This window comes from Aliinostoc maniaoense (assembly GCF_058172895.1).
The window spans coordinates 4,746,769-4,767,583 of the sequence record NZ_CP187952.1; the positions used below are offsets into that span (position 1 = coordinate 4,746,769).

19 protein-coding genes are annotated in these 20,815 nt (G+C 42.6%); 9 read left to right on the forward strand and 10 right to left on the reverse strand.

Features of this window, described 5'->3' with window-relative positions; genetic code table 11:
- The first annotated feature begins 22 nt into the window (after window positions 1-22).
- The gene (locus ACPZ3T_RS20525) at window positions 23-2,503 is read left to right on the forward strand and encodes a plasma-membrane proton-efflux P-type ATPase (protein WP_490271307.1); all 2,481 of its coding nucleotides are present in this window, start codon (window positions 23-25) and stop codon (window positions 2,501-2,503) included.
- A 178-nt stretch (window positions 2,504-2,681) separates the two neighbouring features.
- Complete coding sequence (locus ACPZ3T_RS20530) at window positions 2,682-4,016, forward strand: Nramp family divalent metal transporter (RefSeq protein ID WP_490271309.1); 1,335 nt, start codon at window positions 2,682-2,684, stop codon at window positions 4,014-4,016.
- 64 nt (window positions 4,017-4,080) lie between these two features.
- Here ACPZ3T_RS20530 and ACPZ3T_RS20535 read toward each other — a convergent pair whose 3' ends face one another.
- Window positions 4,081-4,644: a DoxX family protein gene (locus ACPZ3T_RS20535; protein WP_490271311.1), complete on the reverse strand. Its 564-nt coding sequence runs from the start codon at window positions 4,642-4,644 to the stop codon at window positions 4,081-4,083.
- Window positions 4,641-5,546, reverse strand: coding sequence for an SMP-30/gluconolactonase/LRE family protein (locus tag ACPZ3T_RS20540; RefSeq protein ID WP_490271313.1), 906 nt, complete (start codon window positions 5,544-5,546; stop codon window positions 4,641-4,643). Before ACPZ3T_RS20540 ends, ACPZ3T_RS20535 begins: the two co-directional genes overlap by 4 nt.
- A 579-nt stretch (window positions 5,547-6,125) precedes the next feature.
- Here ACPZ3T_RS20540 and ACPZ3T_RS20545 point away from each other — a divergent pair.
- The 5 genes from ACPZ3T_RS20545 (at window position 6,126) to ACPZ3T_RS20565 (ending at window position 11,140) form a co-directional block, all read left to right on the forward strand.
- A complete protein-coding gene (locus tag ACPZ3T_RS20545) occupies window positions 6,126-6,923 on the forward strand; it encodes an SDR family NAD(P)-dependent oxidoreductase (protein WP_490271315.1) in 798 nt (265 codons plus the stop codon).
- 31 nt (window positions 6,924-6,954) lie between these two features.
- Window positions 6,955-8,520 (forward strand): FAD-dependent oxidoreductase, encoded by a 1,566-nt coding sequence (locus tag ACPZ3T_RS20550; protein WP_490271316.1) that lies wholly within the window; start codon window positions 6,955-6,957, stop codon window positions 8,518-8,520.
- Window positions 8,521-8,642: 122 nt separating this feature from the next.
- Window positions 8,643-10,217, forward strand: coding sequence for a GMC oxidoreductase (locus ACPZ3T_RS20555; protein WP_490277299.1), 1,575 nt, complete (start codon window positions 8,643-8,645; stop codon window positions 10,215-10,217).
- Between the two features lie 6 nt (window positions 10,218-10,223).
- Window positions 10,224-10,742 carry an HPP family protein gene (locus ACPZ3T_RS20560; RefSeq protein ID WP_490271317.1) on the forward strand — a complete coding sequence of 173 codons (519 nt, stop codon included), beginning with the start codon at window positions 10,224-10,226 and terminating at the stop codon, window positions 10,740-10,742.
- Window positions 10,743-10,759: 17 nt separating this feature from the next.
- Window positions 10,760-11,140, forward strand: a complete 381-nt coding sequence (locus ACPZ3T_RS20565; RefSeq protein ID WP_490271318.1) for a hypothetical protein — start codon at window positions 10,760-10,762, stop codon at window positions 11,138-11,140.
- Here the strand turns inward: ACPZ3T_RS20565 and ACPZ3T_RS20570 are convergent.
- The 4 genes from ACPZ3T_RS20570 to cobU all read right to left on the reverse strand — a co-directional run bounded on the left by ACPZ3T_RS20570 (window position 11,122) and on the right by cobU (window position 13,490).
- A complete protein-coding gene (locus ACPZ3T_RS20570) occupies window positions 11,122-11,361 on the reverse strand; it encodes a DUF6737 family protein (protein ID WP_490271319.1) in 240 nt (79 codons plus the stop codon). The two genes, ACPZ3T_RS20565 and ACPZ3T_RS20570, sit on opposite strands and share 19 nt — an antisense overlap.
- Before the next feature lie 229 nt (window positions 11,362-11,590).
- Complete coding sequence (locus tag ACPZ3T_RS20575) at window positions 11,591-12,037, reverse strand: hypothetical protein (protein WP_490271320.1); 447 nt, start codon at window positions 12,035-12,037, stop codon at window positions 11,591-11,593.
- 343 nt (window positions 12,038-12,380) lie between these two features.
- Entirely contained in the window at window positions 12,381-12,806 is a 426-nt protein-coding gene (locus ACPZ3T_RS20580) for a hypothetical protein (RefSeq protein ID WP_490271321.1), read from the reverse strand.
- A 126-nt stretch (window positions 12,807-12,932) separates the two neighbouring features.
- Window positions 12,933-13,490: a bifunctional adenosylcobinamide kinase/adenosylcobinamide-phosphate guanylyltransferase gene (gene cobU / locus ACPZ3T_RS20585; protein WP_490271322.1), complete on the reverse strand. Its 558-nt coding sequence runs from the start codon at window positions 13,488-13,490 to the stop codon at window positions 12,933-12,935.
- Between cobU and ACPZ3T_RS20590 the strand changes: the two genes are divergently transcribed.
- Window positions 13,477-13,605, forward strand: a complete 129-nt coding sequence (locus ACPZ3T_RS20590; RefSeq protein ID WP_490271323.1) for a hypothetical protein — start codon at window positions 13,477-13,479, stop codon at window positions 13,603-13,605. The genes cobU and ACPZ3T_RS20590 overlap by 14 nt on opposite strands.
- 135 nt (window positions 13,606-13,740) lie before the next feature.
- Here the strand turns inward: ACPZ3T_RS20590 and ACPZ3T_RS20595 are convergent, their stop codons facing one another.
- The 4 genes from ACPZ3T_RS20595 to ACPZ3T_RS20610 form a co-directional block, all read right to left on the reverse strand.
- Window positions 13,741-15,189, reverse strand: a complete 1,449-nt coding sequence (locus ACPZ3T_RS20595) for a S8 family peptidase (protein ID WP_490271324.1) — start codon at window positions 15,187-15,189, stop codon at window positions 13,741-13,743.
- A gap of 572 nt (window positions 15,190-15,761) precedes the next feature.
- The gene (locus tag ACPZ3T_RS20600; RefSeq protein ID WP_490271325.1) at window positions 15,762-15,992 is read right to left on the reverse strand and encodes a type II toxin-antitoxin system HicB family antitoxin; all 231 of its coding nucleotides are present in this window, start codon (window positions 15,990-15,992) and stop codon (window positions 15,762-15,764) included.
- A complete protein-coding gene (locus ACPZ3T_RS20605; RefSeq protein ID WP_490271326.1) occupies window positions 15,989-16,228 on the reverse strand; it encodes a type II toxin-antitoxin system HicA family toxin in 240 nt (79 codons plus the stop codon). Before ACPZ3T_RS20605 ends, ACPZ3T_RS20600 begins: the two co-directional genes overlap by 4 nt.
- A 616-nt stretch (window positions 16,229-16,844) precedes the next feature.
- Window positions 16,845-20,117 carry a tetratricopeptide repeat protein gene (locus ACPZ3T_RS20610; RefSeq protein ID WP_490271327.1) on the reverse strand — a complete coding sequence of 1,091 codons (3,273 nt, stop codon included), beginning with the start codon at window positions 20,115-20,117 and terminating at the stop codon, window positions 16,845-16,847.
- 482 nt (window positions 20,118-20,599) lie between these two features.
- On the opposite strand from ACPZ3T_RS20610, the gene ACPZ3T_RS20615 reads away from it, so the two are divergent.
- Window positions 20,600-20,740 (forward strand): hypothetical protein, encoded by a 141-nt coding sequence (locus ACPZ3T_RS20615; RefSeq protein WP_490271328.1) that lies wholly within the window; start codon window positions 20,600-20,602, stop codon window positions 20,738-20,740.
- Window positions 20,741-20,815 lie beyond the last annotated feature (75 nt).

A 20,815-nucleotide genomic window follows, 5' to 3' on the forward strand; every position in this document is an offset into this window, starting at 1 on the left:
AAAAAATCGCTGTGTGAAAACAATGAAACATAAATCTCATCCTTCAGTTGATAATAATAATGATTTAGCCAACCTGAGCCTTGAAGAAATACAAGCTCAATTAAAAACTTCTTTAGAACAGGGACTAACTCACGAAGCAGCCCAGCGTCGTCTTTCTAGCTACGGTTACAACGAACTAACTGAGAAAAAAACCAGTGTTGTTGAGCAGTTTTTCTCTCATTTTTGGGGGCCGATTCCTTGGATGATTGAAGTGGCTGTGATTTTGTCAGCCTTGGTAAGAGATTGGGTAGATTTTGCGATTATTTTAGTTTTGTTGGTAGGTAATGGTGTCATTGGTTTTTGGCAAGAATTTGAGGCGGGAAATGCGATCGCAGCTCTCAAAGCTCAACTTGCTCTCAATGCCCGTGTGAAGCGCGAGGGACAATGGCTAACAATTCCAGCCCGTGAGTTAGTCCCTGGAGATATCATTCACTTGCGAATTGGTGATGTTCTCCCGGCTGATGCAAAATTGTTGGCGGGTGATTCTGTCGAAGTTGATCAGGCGGCTTTAACTGGGGAGTCTCTACCAGTCACACGGGAAACACGGGATGCTGTCTACTCTGGCTCAGTTTTAAAACGAGGCGAAATTGATGGGTTGGTTTATGCCACAGGTGCAAATACCTTTTTTGGTAAAACCGCCAGCTTAGTAGATACTGGTGCTATTCCCAGTCACTTCCAGCAAACCATCCTCAAGATTGGTAACTTTTTAATTGCTACTGCTTTCGTGCTGGTGGTGTTAATTGTCTTTGTGGCTCTTTATCGGCATGATAGCTTACTCCACATCTTAAGATTTGTCTTAGTTTTGACTGTGGCTTCGATTCCGGTAGCTATGCCAGCTGTATTATCTGCCACGATGGCGATTGGGGCGCGAGCCTTAGCGAAAAAACAAGCGGTTGTTAGTCGTCTGGAATCTATTGAAGAAGTTGCGGGGATGGATATTCTCTGCTCCGATAAAACTGGGACTCTCACCTTAAATCAATTGACTTTAGGTGAACCAGTTAGTTTGGATAATTTCACTCCTGAGCAAGTAATTTTGTTAGCTGTTCTAGCTTCCCACAATTTCGAGGAAGATCCAATTGATCGGGCAATTCTGGCAGGATTGCAGGATAAACAACAACTGCATAATTATCAGGTGACACGTTTTTTACCCTTTGATCCAGTAATTAAACGTACAGAAGCAACTATTTCCACAGGTGACGGACAAGAATTTAAAGTCAGTAAAGGCGCGCCCCAGGTAATTTTAGCTTTAGTTGCTAATCGCTCTGAGATTGAAGCCTCTGTGAATAAAAGCATTGATAATTTTGCTAAACGGGGCTTTCGGGCGTTAGGTGTCGCCAGAACTAATGCTGGAGGTAATTGGCAATTTATTGGCGTTTTACCCCTATTTGATCCGCCTCGAAGTGATTCGCAATTTGTGATTGCAGACTTAAAACGCTTGGGTGTGAAAGTAAAAATGCTCACAGGAGATCAAGTAGCGATCGCTAAAGAAACTTGTCGGCAATTAGGTTTAGGTACTAATATTTTAAATGCCAAGCTATTTAAAACCAGCGATACCCACCAAATGGGACAGCTTGCTGATGCGGTGATGCAAGCTGATGGTTTTGGTCAAGTATTTCCTGAACATAAATATTACATCGTCGAAGCACTACAACAAAAAGGTCATATTGTCGGTATGACAGGGGATGGTGTCAACGATGCGCCAGCTTTGAAAAAGGCAGATGTCGGTATTGCCGTTTCTGGTGCAACTGATGCGGCGCGTGCTGCGGCTGATATCGTTTTACTTGCACCAGGATTAACTGTCATTGCTGATGCTGTGAGAGAAAGTCGCAAAATTTTTCAACGAATGTATAGTTATGTTTTATATAGAATTGCCGAGACAATTGATATTTTAATTTTCTTAACGCTGTCAATTTTAATTTTTAATTTTTATCCAATGACAGCGATTATGATCGTGTTGCTGGCTTTACTGAATGATGGGGCAATTTTAGCGATCGCCTACGATAGAGCAATTCCTGAAAATAAACCTGCTACCTGGGATATGCTTGTCGTTTTGGGTGTTTCTACCTTAATTGGTATTGCCAGTGTATTTGGTTCTTTTGGCATTTTTTACATAGGTAAAGAATTACTAAAACTGAATCCAGCCACATTACAAACCCTAGTTTATTTAAAACTTTCAGTGGCGGGACATTTAACCATCTTTGTCACCCGCACCAGAAAATTATTCTGGACGGACAAACCAGCCAATATTTTACTATTAGCTATTTTTGGGACGCAGATTATTGCTAGTTTAGTGGCAATATTTGGTTTCGGGCTAATGTCGCCGATTGGCTGGGGTTTAGCGGCTATAGTTTGGGGTTATTCTTTAGGATTGCTTTTAATTCTCGACTGGGTAAAAAATCTCGGCTACACATTATTTCATCATCCCGTCAAAGTTCGTAAACCAAGTTTTCAGAGTTACAAATGATCTGGAAGCAAATGTTGTGGATTTAAGGGGATCTCAACTGATTTGATACATCACTCAAACATCCTCCAATATCCTACGGCAAGCTGGATATGCAGAGTTTTTGCACTAACTCAACAAAATATGAAAACATTATGAGAATAATATAGAATTATGAAAAAATTATGAAAATCAAGAAAACATGAAAAAACTTACCGAAAAGGTATCTGCGTCAGATCCGCCTAGCTTACCGGAAGTCTATCGGAGTATCCCCGTTCCCGAAGGCGCAAATTTTTGGCGCAAGCTGGTAGCCTATGCGGGGCCTGGATACTTGGTAGCGGTGGGTTATATGGATCCTGGAAACTGGGCTACCGATTTGGCGGGAGGAGCTAAGTATGGTAACACTCTTTTGAGCGTAATTTTGCTATCAAACTTGATGGCGGTATTATTGCAATCGCTATGTGTACGCTTAGGTGTAGCAACCAAAAAAGATTTAGCACAAGCCTGTCGGGACTATTTTCATCACCGTGTAAGTTTTTTCCTTTGGCTGCTTTGTGAAATTGCGATCGCTGCCTGCGACTTAGCCGAACTTTTAGGAAGTGCGATCGCTCTACAATTATTGTTTGGTATTCCGTTAGCGATCGGTGTATGTGTGACAGCAGTCGATGTCTTCATGGTGTTGCTGTTGCAAACTAAAGGGTTTCGCTATATTGAAGCAGTTATTATTAGCTTGATTACGCTGATTTTCGGGTGTTTTACGGCGGAAATTATGTTTTCTCAGCCCAATTTTGGGGATGTTATGCTAGGCTTTGTCCCTAATTCCCAGATAGTGCGTAACCCCCAAATGCTTTATATTGCAATTGGGATTTTGGGGGCAACGGTGATGCCTCATAATCTTTATTTACATTCGTCAATTGTGCAAACTCGTCGCTGGCAAGAAAATGCACAGCAAAAGCGGGAAGCCATCCGGTTTGGTACAATCGATTCCAGCATTGCATTGACAATTGCTTTATTTATTAATGCTGCAATTCTGATTTTATCCGCAGCCACCTTTCACAGTTCAGGAAATCATCAAGTAGCTGAAATCCAAGATGCTTACAAATTGCTGTCTCCTACATTGGGTGTACCAGTAGCCAGTGGGATATTTGCATTTGCACTATTATTATCTGGTCAAAACTCTACATTAACTGGAACTTTGGCTGGGCAAATTGTCATGGAAGGCTTTCTGCGATTGCGCTTACGGCCTTGGTTGCGTCGCTTAGTGACTCGTTTGTTGGCAATTGTTCCAGCATTAGTCACAATTTTATTGTTTGGGGAAGCTAGCACAACCAATCTGCTGATTTTGAGTCAGGTGATTTTGAGCTTGCAACTACCTTTTGCCGTCGTTCCCTTAGTTATATTCACCAGCGATCGCCGGATTATGGGTGAGTTTGTGAATCCCCGTTGGCTGAAAGTATTAGCTGGAAGTGTGGCAACTGTTATTGTCGGGTTAAATCTTTGGCTATTGTGGCAAACCTTTGGCGGCGGATTCAATTAAAAACTGAGTTAGCAAAAAGGGTTAATCAAGGCTAAGGAGTACGCTAGATAAACGACTGTAGCGTTCATCGTCCAAAAATCGCTGCATCTAGTGAATAAGCACCAGGGCCTAAAACTGCGATCGCAATCAACATCACACAGTACATAAACGCTTTTTCCCAACTCGGTGGTTCACCTTTTCCTAAAGGGCCTTTGTACTGATCTTGGGGAATTAGGTAAGGATCTGTGGCTACAAAAGGCTTACCTTGAATCAGGTGCAACAACATGGCGAACAACATCGAAGCCAAAATTGGTAAAGTCGCTAAAAGTGTGAGTAATCCAATGATTAAGAACAAGCCACCACCTAACATCGACCATGCAGAGATAATGCACAGAAAAACAGGTGTATTGATGGAGTCAGCCCACCGCCTAATATGCAGTACCTTGGGGTAGCCGTGAATCAAAAACAAACCGCCAACACTAACTCTCAATAGTAAAAGAGCTAATCCTGCGAGTCCGCCAGGATAGGCATAAACCAGAGAACTGAATAGATGGGGGCCGAGGAAGGGATAATTAACTACGGCTAGGAGAAAAACCTGCGGTATCATCCATAGTGCAATCACTATACCCAGTACAAATTGATAAATCATAACTGTACACCACGGGTATTTAGGTCAATAGCATATAAAGATTTGCCTGCGGTGATAAACAGGCGTTGATGCTCTTGTCCACCAAAAGTCAGATTAGCGCATACCTCCGGTACGAGAATTTTGCCTAAGCGAGTACCATCAGCAGCGTATATCTGCACACTGTCTTGGGAACTAATAAAAATATTGCCGTGTTCATCTACCCGAAATCCATCCGGTAATCCTGGCTCAATGACTGCGAATACACGCCCATTTTTTGCCCATCGACCATCCACAACATCATACACCCGAAGATGATGCGCCCCACCTGGAATATTAAAGGCAGCCGTATCGGAAACATACAAGAGGCTTTCATCAGGACTAAAAGCCAGTCCGTTAGGACGTACCATGTCCGTTATTACAGGGTAAATCTCATCTATTGAGGGATCAAAGCGATACACATAACTTCCTGGTTGTTCCTGTTCGCCGCCGTAACCTTGGTTTGGTTGAGTGATACCATAGGGCGGATCGGTAAACCAAATTGTGCGATCGCTTTTCACTACCAAATCATTGGGACTATTAAGACGTTTACCTTGGTAGCGGTCTACTAAAACGTGCCATTCTCCATTATGTTCCCGGCGAATAATCCCACGCAAACCCGACGAACACGCCACTAAACGCCCTTCTAAATCTCGATAATTACCACTTTGATAATCAGATGGCTCACGCAGGACTGTCACATTATCCGTAGGACTCCAGCGCAGTAGACGATTACCATGAGCATCGCTCCAAATTACACTATCATCTTCGTGAAAGTAAACAGGCCCCTCGCTATGGACTGCACCGTTAGCTAGTTTGTGTAGTGAAGCATCAGGCGGTACAATTGCACGCAGGCGATCGTCATAAATCTCAACAGTTTCAGCCATGAAAATCTCCTGTTATTTAACTTAATTAATGACGATGAATCAATTCAAAATTCAAAATTCAAAATAAATACCAGTTTCAAACCAATACAAAACTTGCTAGATATAGCTTAATTCTTATCTAAAAAAATCCCCTAATAGCCTTTCCTACTCTACTGAGACACAAATCTCTGCGTACCTCTGCGCTTTACTCCGCGTACCTCTGCGTTTTAAAATCTTATTCTTTATCCTAAACAAACACAACTGATTGCTGAATATAAATATTAGTTAAAACAATTAGCTTTACCATATACCTATATCTAAAGACTGAATTTACAATTTCAGATATATACCATTGATTAGTTGCAAAATCGAGATTAAATGACTTATAAGTAGAGCGTCTGAAGCCAACAATATCTAAATATTTTCAACTTGTCGTAAATTCAAATGTTTAAGAAACCTACGTCTACACGTAGTATAAGTTGAGTTAGGGCTTAAATCACCAACTCCAACTGTCTTAAATTTTGAATTTTGAATTTTGAATTTTGAATTGTTAATGGCTTGGCACAAATTGACCTTAATTAAGAAATAGAAAAATAGCTTATGAATCTTGGTCTTCAAGGTAAAGTCGCTGTAATTACTGGAGGTGATTCAGGCATTGGCAAAGCGACAGCTAAACTGCTCGCTAGTGAGGGTGCAAAAGTTGCTCTTATCGATAAAACATCAGACAACACCCAGCAAGCGGCTGAAGAATTGAAAAAGTATGGAGATATCTTTCCAGTTGTGGCCGATCTCACTCAACCCAAACAAGTCGAAGCCGCCAAAAAGCAAATTCTAGAGCAATTCAAAACAGTTCATATCTTGGTTCATGCCGCAGGAATCACAGGTGCTACAGGTGATTTTCTCGAACTAAGTGATGAAGAATGGTACAAGACAATCGAAGTTGATTTAATGGCAACAGTCCGCACCTGTCGCGCTTTTATCGGAGAGATGCGTAAAAGTGGTTGGGGGAGAGTGATTCTCATCAGTTCCGAAGATGCACTACAGCCTTATCCAGAAGAAATACCTTACTGTGCTTGCAAAGCAGCTGTACTGAATCTGGCGAAAAATTTATCTAAAGCTTATGCCAAAGATGGCGTGTTAGTGAATGCAGTTTCTCCTGCCTACATCGCCACCCCCATGACTGATGCCATGATGGAAAAACGCTCAAAACAGTTGGGTGTCAGTTTTGATCAAGCAATTGAAAGTTTCTTAGATGAACATCGTCCCCACATCGAACTCAAGCGACGGGGTAAACCAGAAGAAGTAGCGGCTGTCATTGGATTCCTTTGCTCTGAACAATCAAGTTTTGTGGTTGGTTCTAACTATCGGGTTGATGGTGGCTCGGTTGCAACTTTATAGGCGAAGTGAGTTGAGGATTTAAGAGTTCATCATGAAACAAATAGAAGCAGTCGTTGCCAAGATTAACGATCTTAATGATGGTGAAATGCGACAGGTATGTGTCGGCGAGACAGAAATTTTATTAAGTCGCATAGATGGTAAATTTTATGCTACTGGCGCACATTGCGCTCATTATGGCGCACCGTTAGCAAAGGGTGTGCTAAGTGGGCATCATCTTGTTTGTCCGTGGCACAATGCTTGTTTTGATGTCACAACTGGCAACCAATTAGAACCACCTGGGTTGGATTCTTTAGCTCGTTATGAAGTACGGGTGGCAGGTGAAAATGTGATTGTGAGCGTACCAGAGCCAACTACAGGATTAAAAACGCCTGCTATGGCAAAATTTAACCCCAATGTTGATGGACGCACATTTGTGATCTTAGGTGCAGGTACAGCCGGGATTCATGCTGCTGAAGCGTTACGAGTAGCTGGGTATCAAGGGCGAATCGTCATGATTACTCAAGAAGACAAGCTACCCTACGATCGCACTAAATTAAGTAAAGCCTACCTCAGTGGGAAAGCATCTCCAGAGACAATGGTTTTGCGCTCATCAGATTTCTTCTCTGAACACGCCATTGAGGTACTGTTAAATAAACAAGTCAAACAGGTACAAACAAAGAAAAAAGCGATCGCCTTTACTAACGGTGATTCCTTAACCTATGATGCTCTACTGGTAGCCACAGGCGGAAAACCACGCCAGCTAGATATCCCTGGTGCAGACTTACCCAACATTTTTACATTACGCAGTTTTGCAGATGGCGATCGCATTTTGACGGCTATCAAGGAAAAACAACAAGCGGTAGTTATTGGTTCTAGTTTTATTGGGATGGAAACCGCAGCCGCTTTGACTGGGCAAGGCTTACAAGTAACTGTGGTTTCACCGGATTCTGTTCCTTTTCAAAAAACCCTCGGTCAAGAAATTGGTAAAATCTTTCAACAAGTTCACCAGGAGAACGGCGTTGACTTTAAGTTGGGTAGAAAAGCGGTGGAATTTGTCGGTAACGGCAAAGTAGAAACAGTCATTTTAGATAACGGCGATCGCTTGAGAGCAGATATAGTCATTGTTGGTATTGGTGTACAACCTGCTACCGACTTTCTAGAAGATGTAAATTTGCATCCCAGAGATCATAGTGTTGTGGTTGATGAATACTTATGTGCGGGAGATGGAATCTACGCCGCAGGTGACATTGCCCGTTATCCCGATTCCCGAACCAATGAATCAATGCGCGTTGAACATTGGCGAGTGGCAGCCCAACAGGGACGAATAGCAGCTCACAACATGGCAGGTAAAGCCGTCAAATTTCAAGGACTGCCTTTCTTCTGGACAATGCAATTCAAATTTCCCCTCCGCTATGTAGGACACGCCGAAAGTTGGGATGAAATAGTTGTAGATGGCAATCTCCAAAAACAGCAATTTATCGCTTTCTACGTCAAAAACAATCAAGTATTAGCAGTTGCCACCAGCCATCGGGATCAAGAAACAGCCGCTATCTCAGAATTGATGCGCCTGCACCAAAAGCCAACCCTAGAGGAATTACAGAACAAACCTTTTATTTAACCTCAGTGTTCCTCTGCGTGAACCTCCCTTTGGGTTCACCAGTCGTCTACGGAGGGAAACCCTCCTACAACGCTGGTTCACCGCGCCCCTCTGCGTTTAAAAGTCAAAACTCCTCTGCATCTATGACAAGCATTCAAGAACATTACGACATCATTATTATCGGCACAGGCGCAGGTGGCGGTACACTCGCTCATCGTCTTGCACCCACCGGTAAAAAGATTTTGGTGCTGGAAAGGGGCGACTTTTTACCGAGAGAAAAAGATAACTGGAATCCGAAAGAAGTTTATCAAAAACATCGCTACCACACCGATGAGCAATGGTATGACAGAGAAGGTAAGGCCTTTAAACCCCAGACAGGTTATTGGGTTGGTGGTAATACTAAACTCTACGGTGCGGCTTTAGTGCGATTGCGAGAGCGAGATTTTGACCAAGTTATTCACAAAGGAGGAATTTCGCCAGCATGGCCTTTAAAGTATCAAGACTTTGAGCCGTACTACACCGAAGCAGAAAAGCTGTATGACGTGCATGGACAAGCGGGAGAAGATCCCACCGAACCGCCTCGGAGTAAACCTTATCCTTATCCGCCAGTCAGCCATGAGCCGGATATGCAGTCTCTGGTTGATGGTATTCGTGAACTGGGATATTACCCCTTTCATCTACCATTAGGATTAAAGTTGAATGAGAGTGATCCCACAAATAGCCCCTGTATTCGTTGCGACACCTTCGATGGCTACCCTTGTCTAGTCCACGCCAAAGCCGATGCAGAAGTTAACGCCATTCGTCCTACTTGGGCAATGTATAGTAATTTCACTCTCAAAACCAATGCCAAAGTGTTGCGGTTACACACCAATGAGTCAGGACGAGAGGTAACAAAAGTAGAAACGGAAATTGCCGGGGAAATCCACTGGTTTACAGGTGATATTGTGGTAGTTGCCTGTGGTTCTGTTAACTCAGCCGCTTTGCTGCTACGTTCTGCTAATGATCAACATCCTAACGGCTTGGCCAATAGTTCCGATCAGGTGGGGCGGAATTTTATGAAACAGTTGGAAACCGCCATAGTTTCCCTACATTTAGAGGTAAATCACGCCAACTTTCAAAAAACCATCGCCGTTAATGACTTTTACTGGGGAGAACCGGATTTTCCTTATCCAATGGGTATGGTACAGAATACAGGCAATGTCCTGGCTGATATGATGCCCGCCGAAGCTCCGCCGTTAATGGCCCCGTTTGTCAAACTGCTTCCTCATTATGAAAGGCATTTATTAGCAGAAAGATCCGTGGGTTGGTGGTTGCAGACAGAAGATTTACCAGACCCGAATAATCGGATTCGGGTAGTGGGCGAGAAGATTCATGTTGACTATACACCGAATAATACCGAAGCAGGCGATCGCCTCATTCACCGTTGGACATCTGTACTCAAATCAATTCCCCGTTCTGCAAAACACGTTCTACCATTTAGTATTTATCCCCGCACTCACTTGCCTGAACAAGCCGTAGCCCATCAATGCGGTAGTTGCCGATTTGGTACAGATCCTCAAACCTCAGTCCTTAACCTCAATTGCCGTACCCATGATGTTGATAATCTTTATGTTGTTGATAGTAGTTTCTTTCCTTCCAATTCCAGTGCTAATCCCACACTGACAATTATGGCGAATGCCTTGCGTGTGGGGGATCACATAGCTCAAAGATGGCGGTAGCAAACTATGAAACCTCCCAATTCTACCCTAACACCATTGAGCAGAAAAAAGCGATCGCCCCGCCACCGATTGAGTTGGAAGGATGAGTTGGTATTAGCTACTGCTCCCACAATAGTCATATTGACGGTGTTTTCTCTAGTGGAGGCACTAACCCGCCAGCGTTTGTTGTTTGCTTCCCTTGCTTCCAGTGCTTTTCTGATTTATCTCGATCCCCAGCACGAGACAAATACGGTGAAAACTTTAGTGATTTCCCAAATCATGGCCGCTACAATCGGGTTTGTAATTTTTATGGTGATGGGTTCGGGTTATCTGTCTGGAGGAACTGCCATGCTCATTACCATCGTGTTGATGATTCTATTAGATGTCATGCACCCTCCAGCCGTTTCCACATCTTTAAGCTTTGCCTTAAAAGCTGGTAATGAAAGCAACCTAGTATTGTTTGCTTTAGCTGTGGGTATCACTGCTCTATTGGTTGGACTAGAACGCTTTGCCTTGTGGCTTCTAGTGTACTTTGATCAGAAATAATTTCATCCGTAATTTGTATGAACGAAGAAACCTATAATTTAGAACTGCAAACCCAAACCTCTCCTGAAACTTCCTTGAATCCGCATCTGATTGCCACAGGATTGGGAGTAGCTGGAGGTGGAATTGTTGGATCTGCATTGGGTCACTCAATTGCTGGTAAAGTAGGTGGTGCAATTGGTGGCATTGCTGGAGCTATTGCCGGTGGTTTTGCTGGTAATAAATTGGTAGGCTATGGCAAAGAATTTATTGCAGAACTCCAGCCAAAAATCAGCTTGGGATTAGGAGCAAATGACAAACCAATTGAATTACCTCGTCATTACAGTTGGGAACAACTACAAGCTTTATCAAAACCTCAAGGTAGAATAATGCAAGTTACTGACTATACTTTATCTTCTTGAGATGCTTCTAAAACGCCACTATTCATAATTAATTTTGGCCATATCAACAGAAAAAAACCCATCCACACTAACACAGGTAGAGAAACAACCACTGTCAACCAAATCATCTTAAATAGTAGCCAGCTAACACCAATAATACTCACACCAGTCAGTAAGATTGACCAAGGTTGACACCACCAAGGCTTATATTTCCAAGGGCTGAGAGGCTGTTGTTCAGACATAATTGAAGAATAATACAGCAGATTCGATGTTGATGAAGTACAGCAAGTTATTGAAAAAAGTAATAAGTAAATTTATTACTCATTACTCATTACTCATTACTCATTACTCATTACTCATTACTCATTACTCATTACTCATTACTCATTACTCATTACTCATTACTCATTACTCATCGTCTACCTCACTTACTTCAAAATAGCTGTATTTGATTTTTCTCTTTACTAATTGTTAATTTCTGCGCTTAATTTGCGCTCTCCATTGATCTAAAGGGACGTACTTATTTTCTATGATGTCCAACGCTTCAATTACACCAGTAGCAGTAAACACCCGAAACCAATAAATTGTGTAGTTATAGTTGGTCGGGTCATCTTCAAAAACACGTATTGTATAGTAAGGTTCGGTGAGAGTAGGAACGCTATCAACGATCGCAGCTACTTTAATAGTTCTTTTAGAAAGGCGTTCAATTTCTTTGGCTTTGCGTTGTACTAAGGGAAGTCGCCAAACTAAGTTCAGGGCTGTTTTTTGATCAATTTCTCTTGTAGTGTTAGTGACCTTAGCAACTTGATTTCTTTGTAGTGTAGCTAATATTTGAGGCGTAGCTAACTGCTGATTTAACCGATGTCTGCCCATTTGAGCAATTGCCATGTGTCCAACTCCTACTAATAAAGCAGTCATGATCGGATACACAATGATTCTTTTCATGGCTCTGTCCTTCAAGATGGAGATGGCATTTTCAGACAGGGTAGAAGACATTGATTTTTTGATGTTACTTTACAAAACTTCACCACATGATTTTACAATAAAACGATCGCAGAATAACCCAATGTTGTATAAATCTCTCACAAGCCTGATTTTTCAACGCTAGAATAAACAAATTCACAATTCTGGACAGCTATGCCGCAGGCTGCACGCAATTAATACAGCCATCCCCAAGGGGATGGCTGTATTTAAGTTTAGATTTTGAATTGATTTGTCGTGTTAATCAACAGATTTACCTGTCACATTTTGCAATTAACACTCAACTAACCCGATCAAGAGTTTGTAACAAGCGATCGCAAATGCTTTTTAAATGTAGTTCAGTATTAATTGGACATCTAGGAATTGGTAATTCACTATTCGGCCAATCTCGTAAATTATTGCATGGACATAAAACCGCAGGCATACCAACGTTACGCATCGCTATTGGCATACTACAGCGACTGCAAGGTAACATTTCCCATACTGGGGTTAGTAACTCGGCAATAGTTTCCTGTGTTCCCTCCAAATAAGAATCACCAGGTGATAAGAGAATCTTTTGCCAACATTCTTCAAACTCTTTGCTGTAGCGATCGCCTTGGAATATAGGTTGAGGTAGCAGGCTTGTTCCCTCATTTCCGACCACTACTTTCTTTCCTAACTGAAACCAGTGGGAAAGATATTTTTTGACTTCTTCTTTAGTTGCCATACCCCAATTCTACAGTTGGTATGAGGAAAATTTTGATACTAACTGTTTAATTTTGTATTAAGAATCAGACTCAAAGCTGAGAGATGAATAATAATATTTGTCTCTTAAAATTTCTTCAAATAACCTTTACGATTCGTAATGTATAGATTTTGGTAATGGTGTGCCAAGTATGCTGAGATTTAAAACATGACCACCAGTCACCAAATAAACAGCTTCACAAATCGCGCCTAACTGACGCACCACCGCCCCCAGGCGATCGCGGAATGCTCGTCCCATAGGATATGCTGGGACAACCCCCCAACCCGTTTCTTCTGCGACAAACACCATATCAGCAGCAACTAACTGCACCGTTTCTAAAAATTCCGCCAAGGTACTTTCCCAACTCTCATCATCTTGTTCCAAGAGATTAGCTACCCAAGTACCCAAAGAATCGACTAAAACACAAGTATCAGGTTTAGCATCAGCCAGAGTTGCTGATAGTGTGACAGGAACTTCCAACGTCACCCAATTTGCAGGGCGGCGATTTTGATGTAATTGAATGCGTTCTTGCCATTCCGCATCATCCAGGTTGATAGTAGCCGTCGCCACATAAACCACCTGTTTACCTGATGCTAGTGCCAAATGTTCTGCCCATTCGCTTTTACCAGAACGAGCAGGGCCGGTGATGAGGATGAGTTTACCCAAAGGTGTTGCCTGTGTAGGGGTGTGGGGGTGTAGGGGTTTAGGGGACAAGGGAGACAAGGGAGACAAGGGAGACAAGGGAGGTAAAAACCCCACCCCTTATGGGTGGCTGAATTAATTGCGTAAAGCCTACGGCATAGCTGCGCTTAGAGCGGAGCGGGACGTTAGTCCATTGGGTTAGCGGAACGGGACGTTAGTCCATTACGAATTACGAATTACGAATTACGAATTACGAATTGATTTTATCTGTCCCCTATCCTAGCAGTTTTTGGTAATTTTCCCATTGTTTGTAGAGTTCATTGAATAATTGCAGAAAATCGAAGTTAAAACCAGTATTAATATCTGTTGGACTGTTAGCCAAACTATTCATTGGTGTATCTAGATAATAGTCAAATTTCAACTCAGTGTTAGCACTATAATATGCTTGATTACTGGTCATTGTGGAAACGGTATTTGAGAGATTAGTCATACCGTTGGTATCTGGTGAAGATTTGATACTAAAGCTAGAATTTTCAGGGAATGAGCTATTACTAAGAAAATCTGGGAAAAAGTCAAAAGGATTCCAGTCAAAGTTAAAGTCTGATGTTGGTGTATTGTTGCTACTGCTGTTATTGCCTGCTGTACTAGTAATGATTTCTCGAATTTGGGTTTCTGTTAGTGTGGGGTTAGCACTAAGCATGAGCGCAACTACCCCAGCAACGTAGGGTGATGCCATTGATGTGCCGCTATAATTAGCGTACTGATTACCGGGAACTGTAGAATAAATACTCTTGCCTGGGGCGGTGACATAGGCGAGTGGATTACTACCAGCACGGTTAGAGAAGTCAGTCAGGTTATTATTTTGATCTACAGCCCCAACAGCAATTCCTGATTTATCGGCATAACGGGCGGGATAACCTGGAACTGAACCACCTTCATTACCCGATGCCATCACAACAATTACACCTTTGCTGCTCGCATATTCAATAGCTGATTTGAGCGTCTGGCTAGAACTATTACCCCCTAAACTGAGATTAATCACATTTGCGCCATTATCTACAGCGTAGTAGATACCCTTGGCGATCGCACTATAAGCACCAGAGCCAGAACTATTTAAAACTTTGACTGGCATAATTTTGGCATTATAAGCAACACCAGTCACCCCATAGCCATTATTTTCACCTGCAATAATCCCAGAAACATGAGTACCATGTCCGTTATCGTCTAAGGTGTTGTTGTTTTTGTCGTTAAAGTTCCAACCATAAACATCATCTACATAGCCATTGCCATCATCATCGATGCCATTACCTGCAATTTCTTTAGTATTAGTCCAAATATTATTTTTTAAATCTGTGTGGGTGTAATCTACCCCTGTATCTATAACGGCAACTACAACACCGCTACCTGTATATCCATTTGACCACACAGCCGGAGCTTTGATCATATCTAATCCCCAGTTATTACCACCGAGAGCAGGAACATTATTATAAGGATTTTGTCCAACTGCTTGGGATACTGATTTAGAAGCATCAATTAAACCATAACCATTATTAGAGTTATAGTTACTAGTAGTAATAGCCTCTGTGGTTGAAATAGAACTACTACGCCCCGTCAGATTTAAATTATATTCATTTGTAGTATTAAAAGTATCTAATGAGGAGAAATAACTAGAATCTTGCCCGGCAAAAGAATTAGATTTTATACTGGCATCACGATTGGGCATAGGTAGCATCTCCTCAAATAACCTAACTGTTTTTTGGCAGCATTAACTGTTAAAACTGACATCGCAGTTTTTCAGGGAGAAATTCGCTCTCCTAACCCATAATTACTATAAAAGAAATAAGTAAAATGACGTTGGTTTTACAAATTTAAGTTGATAATATTGAAAGCCTCATTATCCAGTAAATATTAAGTAGGGGAGGCAAAAAGCAGTGTAAACTTTCCTCTTGCTTTATTGCCCTTGTGTTAATGCTGTGTCAACATTTAGACATCTGAGCAAATGATATTTAGCCGTAATACCGTTTGTTGATGTAGCTTGCCTGGCGTAGCCATAGATGCACTTTATTCTGTACTGTAGAGACGTTGCATGCAACGTCTCTACATCATTTATTTGCCGCAATTTCATGCAGAATTGGTATAACACATCAAGATCATAAGGTGCGTTAAAGCAACGCGTAACGCACCCTACAAATTTAAGTTTTATTTTATAAAGTATCTTTAAGTATTTTTTCGATAAATGAGCGATCGCACTCGGTTGATAATGAGTTTAGATCACTGTTTGGTTGATGGATGAATCTACGCGGTTTTTAGCGGTTTTTCTGGTAAGGCAATGGGTTCAGGTAAAGTTTTTCCCTGTTCTTGATACCATTCAATGAGAGATTCGATCACTTCCTGTCCATGTTTGGCAGCTTCTTCGTAGGTTTTGCCGTGAGTGTGGTATTGTTGCCAAGGAAATTCCGGTAGGTGGACTAAATAGCGATTATCTTCATCTGACCATTGAATAACCATACTATAGCGATAATTCATTCTGCTTCCTCATCATTTTTGTTAGATTGGTTTTGTATTTCTTCTAATCTATTCAAAACCTGATTTATTTGTTTTTCCAAATATTTTGGTGCATCATCTCCATCTTTGCCTGCAATAGTTACGGGTTCATCAGGTATAAGTGGATGAGTCCAGAATGTGTGACTACCTTTTGCGGGACGATAATCAAAACCTGCTTTCTGTAATCTGGCTTTTAATTCTCGAATTTTTTTAGGCATCAATATTTATGGTAATTGATTTTCAACAGATAAGCGATCGCTCTCGGTTGATAATGACTCCAAGAGCGATCGCTGTTTGGTTAGAAAACGAAAATCTGACGAATTAAAATAGTCATCACCTCACCAGGGTTCGCGGTGGGAAGCAGTAATCAACATCTTGCACCTCGGTTAAAAACCGGGTTTCTTGCAAATCCCTCAGCTTAAAACCTTAATCTTTCGTTCAGAAACCCGGTTTTTTAGGGCTTCAGGAGATTGCCAATCTAACAAAAAACTGATACAGCAATTTCTGAGGACAAGCCGCAAGCGTCTCGTCTACGCACTTAATTTTACACTCCCAACAGCAGCAATGTATATAATAGGCTAAACCTTCGCCTTCACAACACCATCATTTAACCTCAAAACAAGAACGTTCTCGTTTGAAACACGAAACTTTGAGTTTAGAACATGAAACTTCGAGTTCAAAACACGAAACTTTGAGTTCAGAACACGAACATTCTCACTTGCAACAGGAAACTTCAAGTTCAGAACACGAAAGTTGGAGATGAGAACATCAAAGTTTGTGTTTGAATGTAGAAAAGCATCGCCGCCAGCATCGCGTATTCAAGAATGAACCTGATTATTCTGGCTGTGAGTTTAAAAGCTGACGCAAAGATGCTAAATTGTTACGCACAGTGACCGTATAAGGATGATCTACCCCTAACCGTCGCTCAAAAATATCTATAGCTTGGATGTACAAGGGTTCGGCTTCGCTGTATTTCCCTTGGGATTCGTAGAGTCCAGCTAGGTTGTTGAGGCTATTGGCAACAGATGGATGTTCTTCACCCAGGAGTTTGCGCCGCAGTGCCAAAGCTTGGATGTACAAGGGTTCAGCTTCGCTGTATTTCCCTTGGGAACGGTAGAGTTCAGCTAGGTTGTTGAGGCTAGAGGCAACATCTGGATGTTCTTCACCCAGGAGTTTGCGCCGCAGTGCCAAAGCTTGAATGTACAAGGGTTCGGCTTGGCTGTATTTCCCTTGGGATTTGTAGAGTCCAGCTAGGTTGTTGAGGCTAGAGGCGACAGATGGATGTTCTTCACCCAGGAGTTTGCGCCGCAGTGCCAAAGCTTGGATGTACAAGGGTTCGGCTTCGCTGTATTTCCCTTGGGATTTGTAGAGTAGAGCTAGGTTGTTGAGGCTAGAGGCGACAGATGGATGTTCTTCACCCAGGAGTTTACGCGACAGAGCCAAAGCTTGGATGTACAAGGGTTCGGCTTCGCTGTATTTCCCTTGGGAGGAGTAGAGATAAGCTAGGTTGTTGAGGCTTTGGGCGACATCTGGATGTTCTTCACCCAGGAGTTGGCGCCGCAGTGCCAAAGCTTGGATGTACAAGGGTTCGGCTTGGCTGTATTTCCCTTGGGATTCGTAGAGTGCAGCTAGGTTGTTGAGGCTTTGGGCGACATCTGGATGTTCTTCACCCAGGAGTTGGCGCCGCAGTGCCAAAGCTTGGATGTACAAGGGTTCGGCTTCGCTGTATTTCCCTTGGGATTTGTAGAGTAGAGCTAGGTTGTTGAGGCTTTGGGCGACATCTGGATGTTCTTCACCCAGGAGTTGGCGCCGCAGTGCCAAAGCTTGGATGTACAAGGGTTCGGCTTCGCTGTATTTCCCTTGGGATTCGTAGAGTGCAGCTAGGTTGTTGAGGCTAGTGGCGACAGATGGATGTTCTTCACCCAGGAGTTTGCGCCGCAGTGCCAAAGCTTGGATGTACAAGGGTTCGGCTTCGCTGTATTTCCCTTGGGATTTGTAGAGTGCAGCTAGGTTGTTGAGGCTAGTGGCGACAGATGGATGTTCTTCACCCAGGAGTTTGCGCCGCAGAGCCAAAGCTTGGATGTACAATGGTTCGGCTTGGCTGTATTTCCCTTGGGAACGGTAGAGTGCAGCTAGGTTGTTGAGGCTTTGGGCGACATCTGGATGTTCTTCACCCAGGAGTTTGCGCCGCAGAGCCAAAGCTTGGATGTACAAGGGTTCGGCTTGGCTGTATTTCCCTTGGGAGTAGTAGAGTCCAGCTAGGTTGTTGAGGCTTTGGGGGACATCTGGATGTTCTTCACCCAGGAGTTTGCGCCGCAGAGCCAAAGCTTGGATGTACAAGGGTTCGGCTTGGCTGTATTTCCCTTGGGAGTCGTAGAATAGAGCTAGGTTGTTGAGGCTAGTGGCGACAGATGGATGTTCTTCACCCAAGCGTTGTTTAGTGATTTTTAAACACTGCTCATACCAAGGTGCTGCTTTATCATACAATCCTTGACCATTATAAAACCGAGCGTTGCCAACGAATGCCCAAATTAAATCATCATCACTAATATACTGAAGGAGATTGTTTGCTACTTGGGCTAAGTGAGGTATTGCTGGGGCGACATTCTTAATTTGCTTAAGTGTGGAAGTGTCAGGAATACCTTTAGCAACATCCACTATTACCCCACAAAACGATCGCTTAAATTCCTCTTTCTGTTCTAAACCTGTAAGCTTAGATTGAAAAAACTCCCGCAACAGGGGGTGTAGTTGATAAACTCCCTCACCTTTATGCTGGAGTAGATTTAAATTTAACAAATCACTTCTGATAATTGTCCAATCTTGAAACTCATTATTTATTGTTATCCCCTCCACCAATTCCCAAGTAATGGGAGCTAAAGCAAATAAGCTTAGAAGACAGCCTAAATGTTGGGCTTCTTCCTCTAACAGTTCCCAACTCAAGTCAAAAGCAGCAGCAACACCCAATTTAGCAGTCATTTCCGGGCTAGTTTTTTCTAAAACCCGATTTTTCAGACGCTGATTTTCCAAATATTGCAGCATTTTCGCTAAAGGTAATTTCTCATCCTTTAACAAATAACGCCCGACTAATTCTAAACCCAGTGGCAAATATCCCAACCATTTACAAAGTTTTTCTGCAATTAACTGTTCATGTTGTAGTCGTTCCTCACCAACTATAGATTTTAATAACTGCATTGCGTCTGGTGGTGTCAGCACATCTAAATCTAAGCACACTATTGGCAGCTGTAATTTTTCCCGTGTGGTAATTAACTGCTTAAACCGCGAAGGAACAGACTCTAAATAACACCTAACTTCCTCTCGATAGTTAGTGACGTTATCAATTACCAATAAAACCTCACCCTGATGCCAATTTGAAAGACAATACTGCACTCTCCCAACTAAATCTAAATCCTCTGGGGGTTTTAATTGCAGCTTATTTGCAGCAAACTGTACCAATTGCACCCCCACATCCTGCACTGCGGATAACCAACAAATCCCGCCTTGATAAGTGACGCGGTGAGAATTGGCGTACTGCACAGCGAGTTCTGTTTTCCCGACTCCACCCATCCCCGCAATAGCAGCAATTGCTACCTGTTGATTTTTTTGCAACAATTCATGCAGGTTTTGCAATTCCGTTTCTCTTCCAACAAACTTCACCACCCCACTGAAGGGAATATTTTCATAACGGGTAGGCGAGAGTTTACCTTTTTTACCTTCCCCACGCTGCACACCGGGTAATTCTTCTCGTCGGCGTTGCCATTCTGCATCAAATTTCTGTAAATTTCCGTCTTTGTCGCTTTTATCATGCCAAAACTTCAGCCGAAAGTGCCAGTTTTCCGAACCTCGCTTTTGTGCGCGCAAATCTTCGAGAATGTTTACAAAATCTTGCAGTCGTTTTAATGCTTCTCGGACTTCTTCTTTATTTAAACCGCTAAGTTCCGCCAAGACTCTTAGCTGTGTTTCGACTATTACTTGCTGCGAGGTTTCCCAGTTAAGGGCAATTTTATAAAGTTCACTGTCTTCTAACTCATCATTGGCATAAGCCAAGAATCTTTCTAGCAGAGTTCTTACCCGTGCTTTGACATCATCACCATAGCTAACACGCGCCATCAGTTATTCTTGCCCAAATTTGCGACAAAGTTTAACGCCATAAGTAATTTACTCTCAAACCTAACCCCCAACCCCTTCCCTACAAGGGAAGGGGAGAAAGAATCAAAGTAGAGACGTTGCATGCAACGTCTCTACAGTTGCAGGCTGCGGTGTACACACAAATCATTCGATCCCCCTAAATCCCCCTTAAAAAGGGGGACTTTGATTCTTGTTCCCCCCTTTTTTAAGGGGGGCTAGGGGGGATCAAGCCACATTTTGCACTCAGTACAAAGATGTGTGTACACCGTAGCCTTGCAGGGAGGGAGAGGGGTTTTCAGAATAAGTTACATAATTGCGACAAAGTTTAGGGATTCCCCAAACTTAATCTAGCATCCCCAAACTTAAACTTCGGCATATTCACGCATTACCACGAAGAAATAACCGCTTTTGCCTTCAGGTACTACCCCAAATTTACCTTTGCTTCAGCATTCAAGGTAAAGCAAATGACATCTAAGAGGCTGATAGCGGTTTTGTGTTTTCTGATTCCATTAATTGTTGATTGGTTGTTTCCCGGCTCAGGAATTGTGATGGAGTTAGCTATCCTAATTTGGGAATTACTGGAACTAGAGGCAACAGAGGAATAGAAGGGGGATAAAGATCAATACAGTTCAGTTAAGAAAATAGTTCGTAGTAAGGACTACCCTTCGGGAACGCTCCGC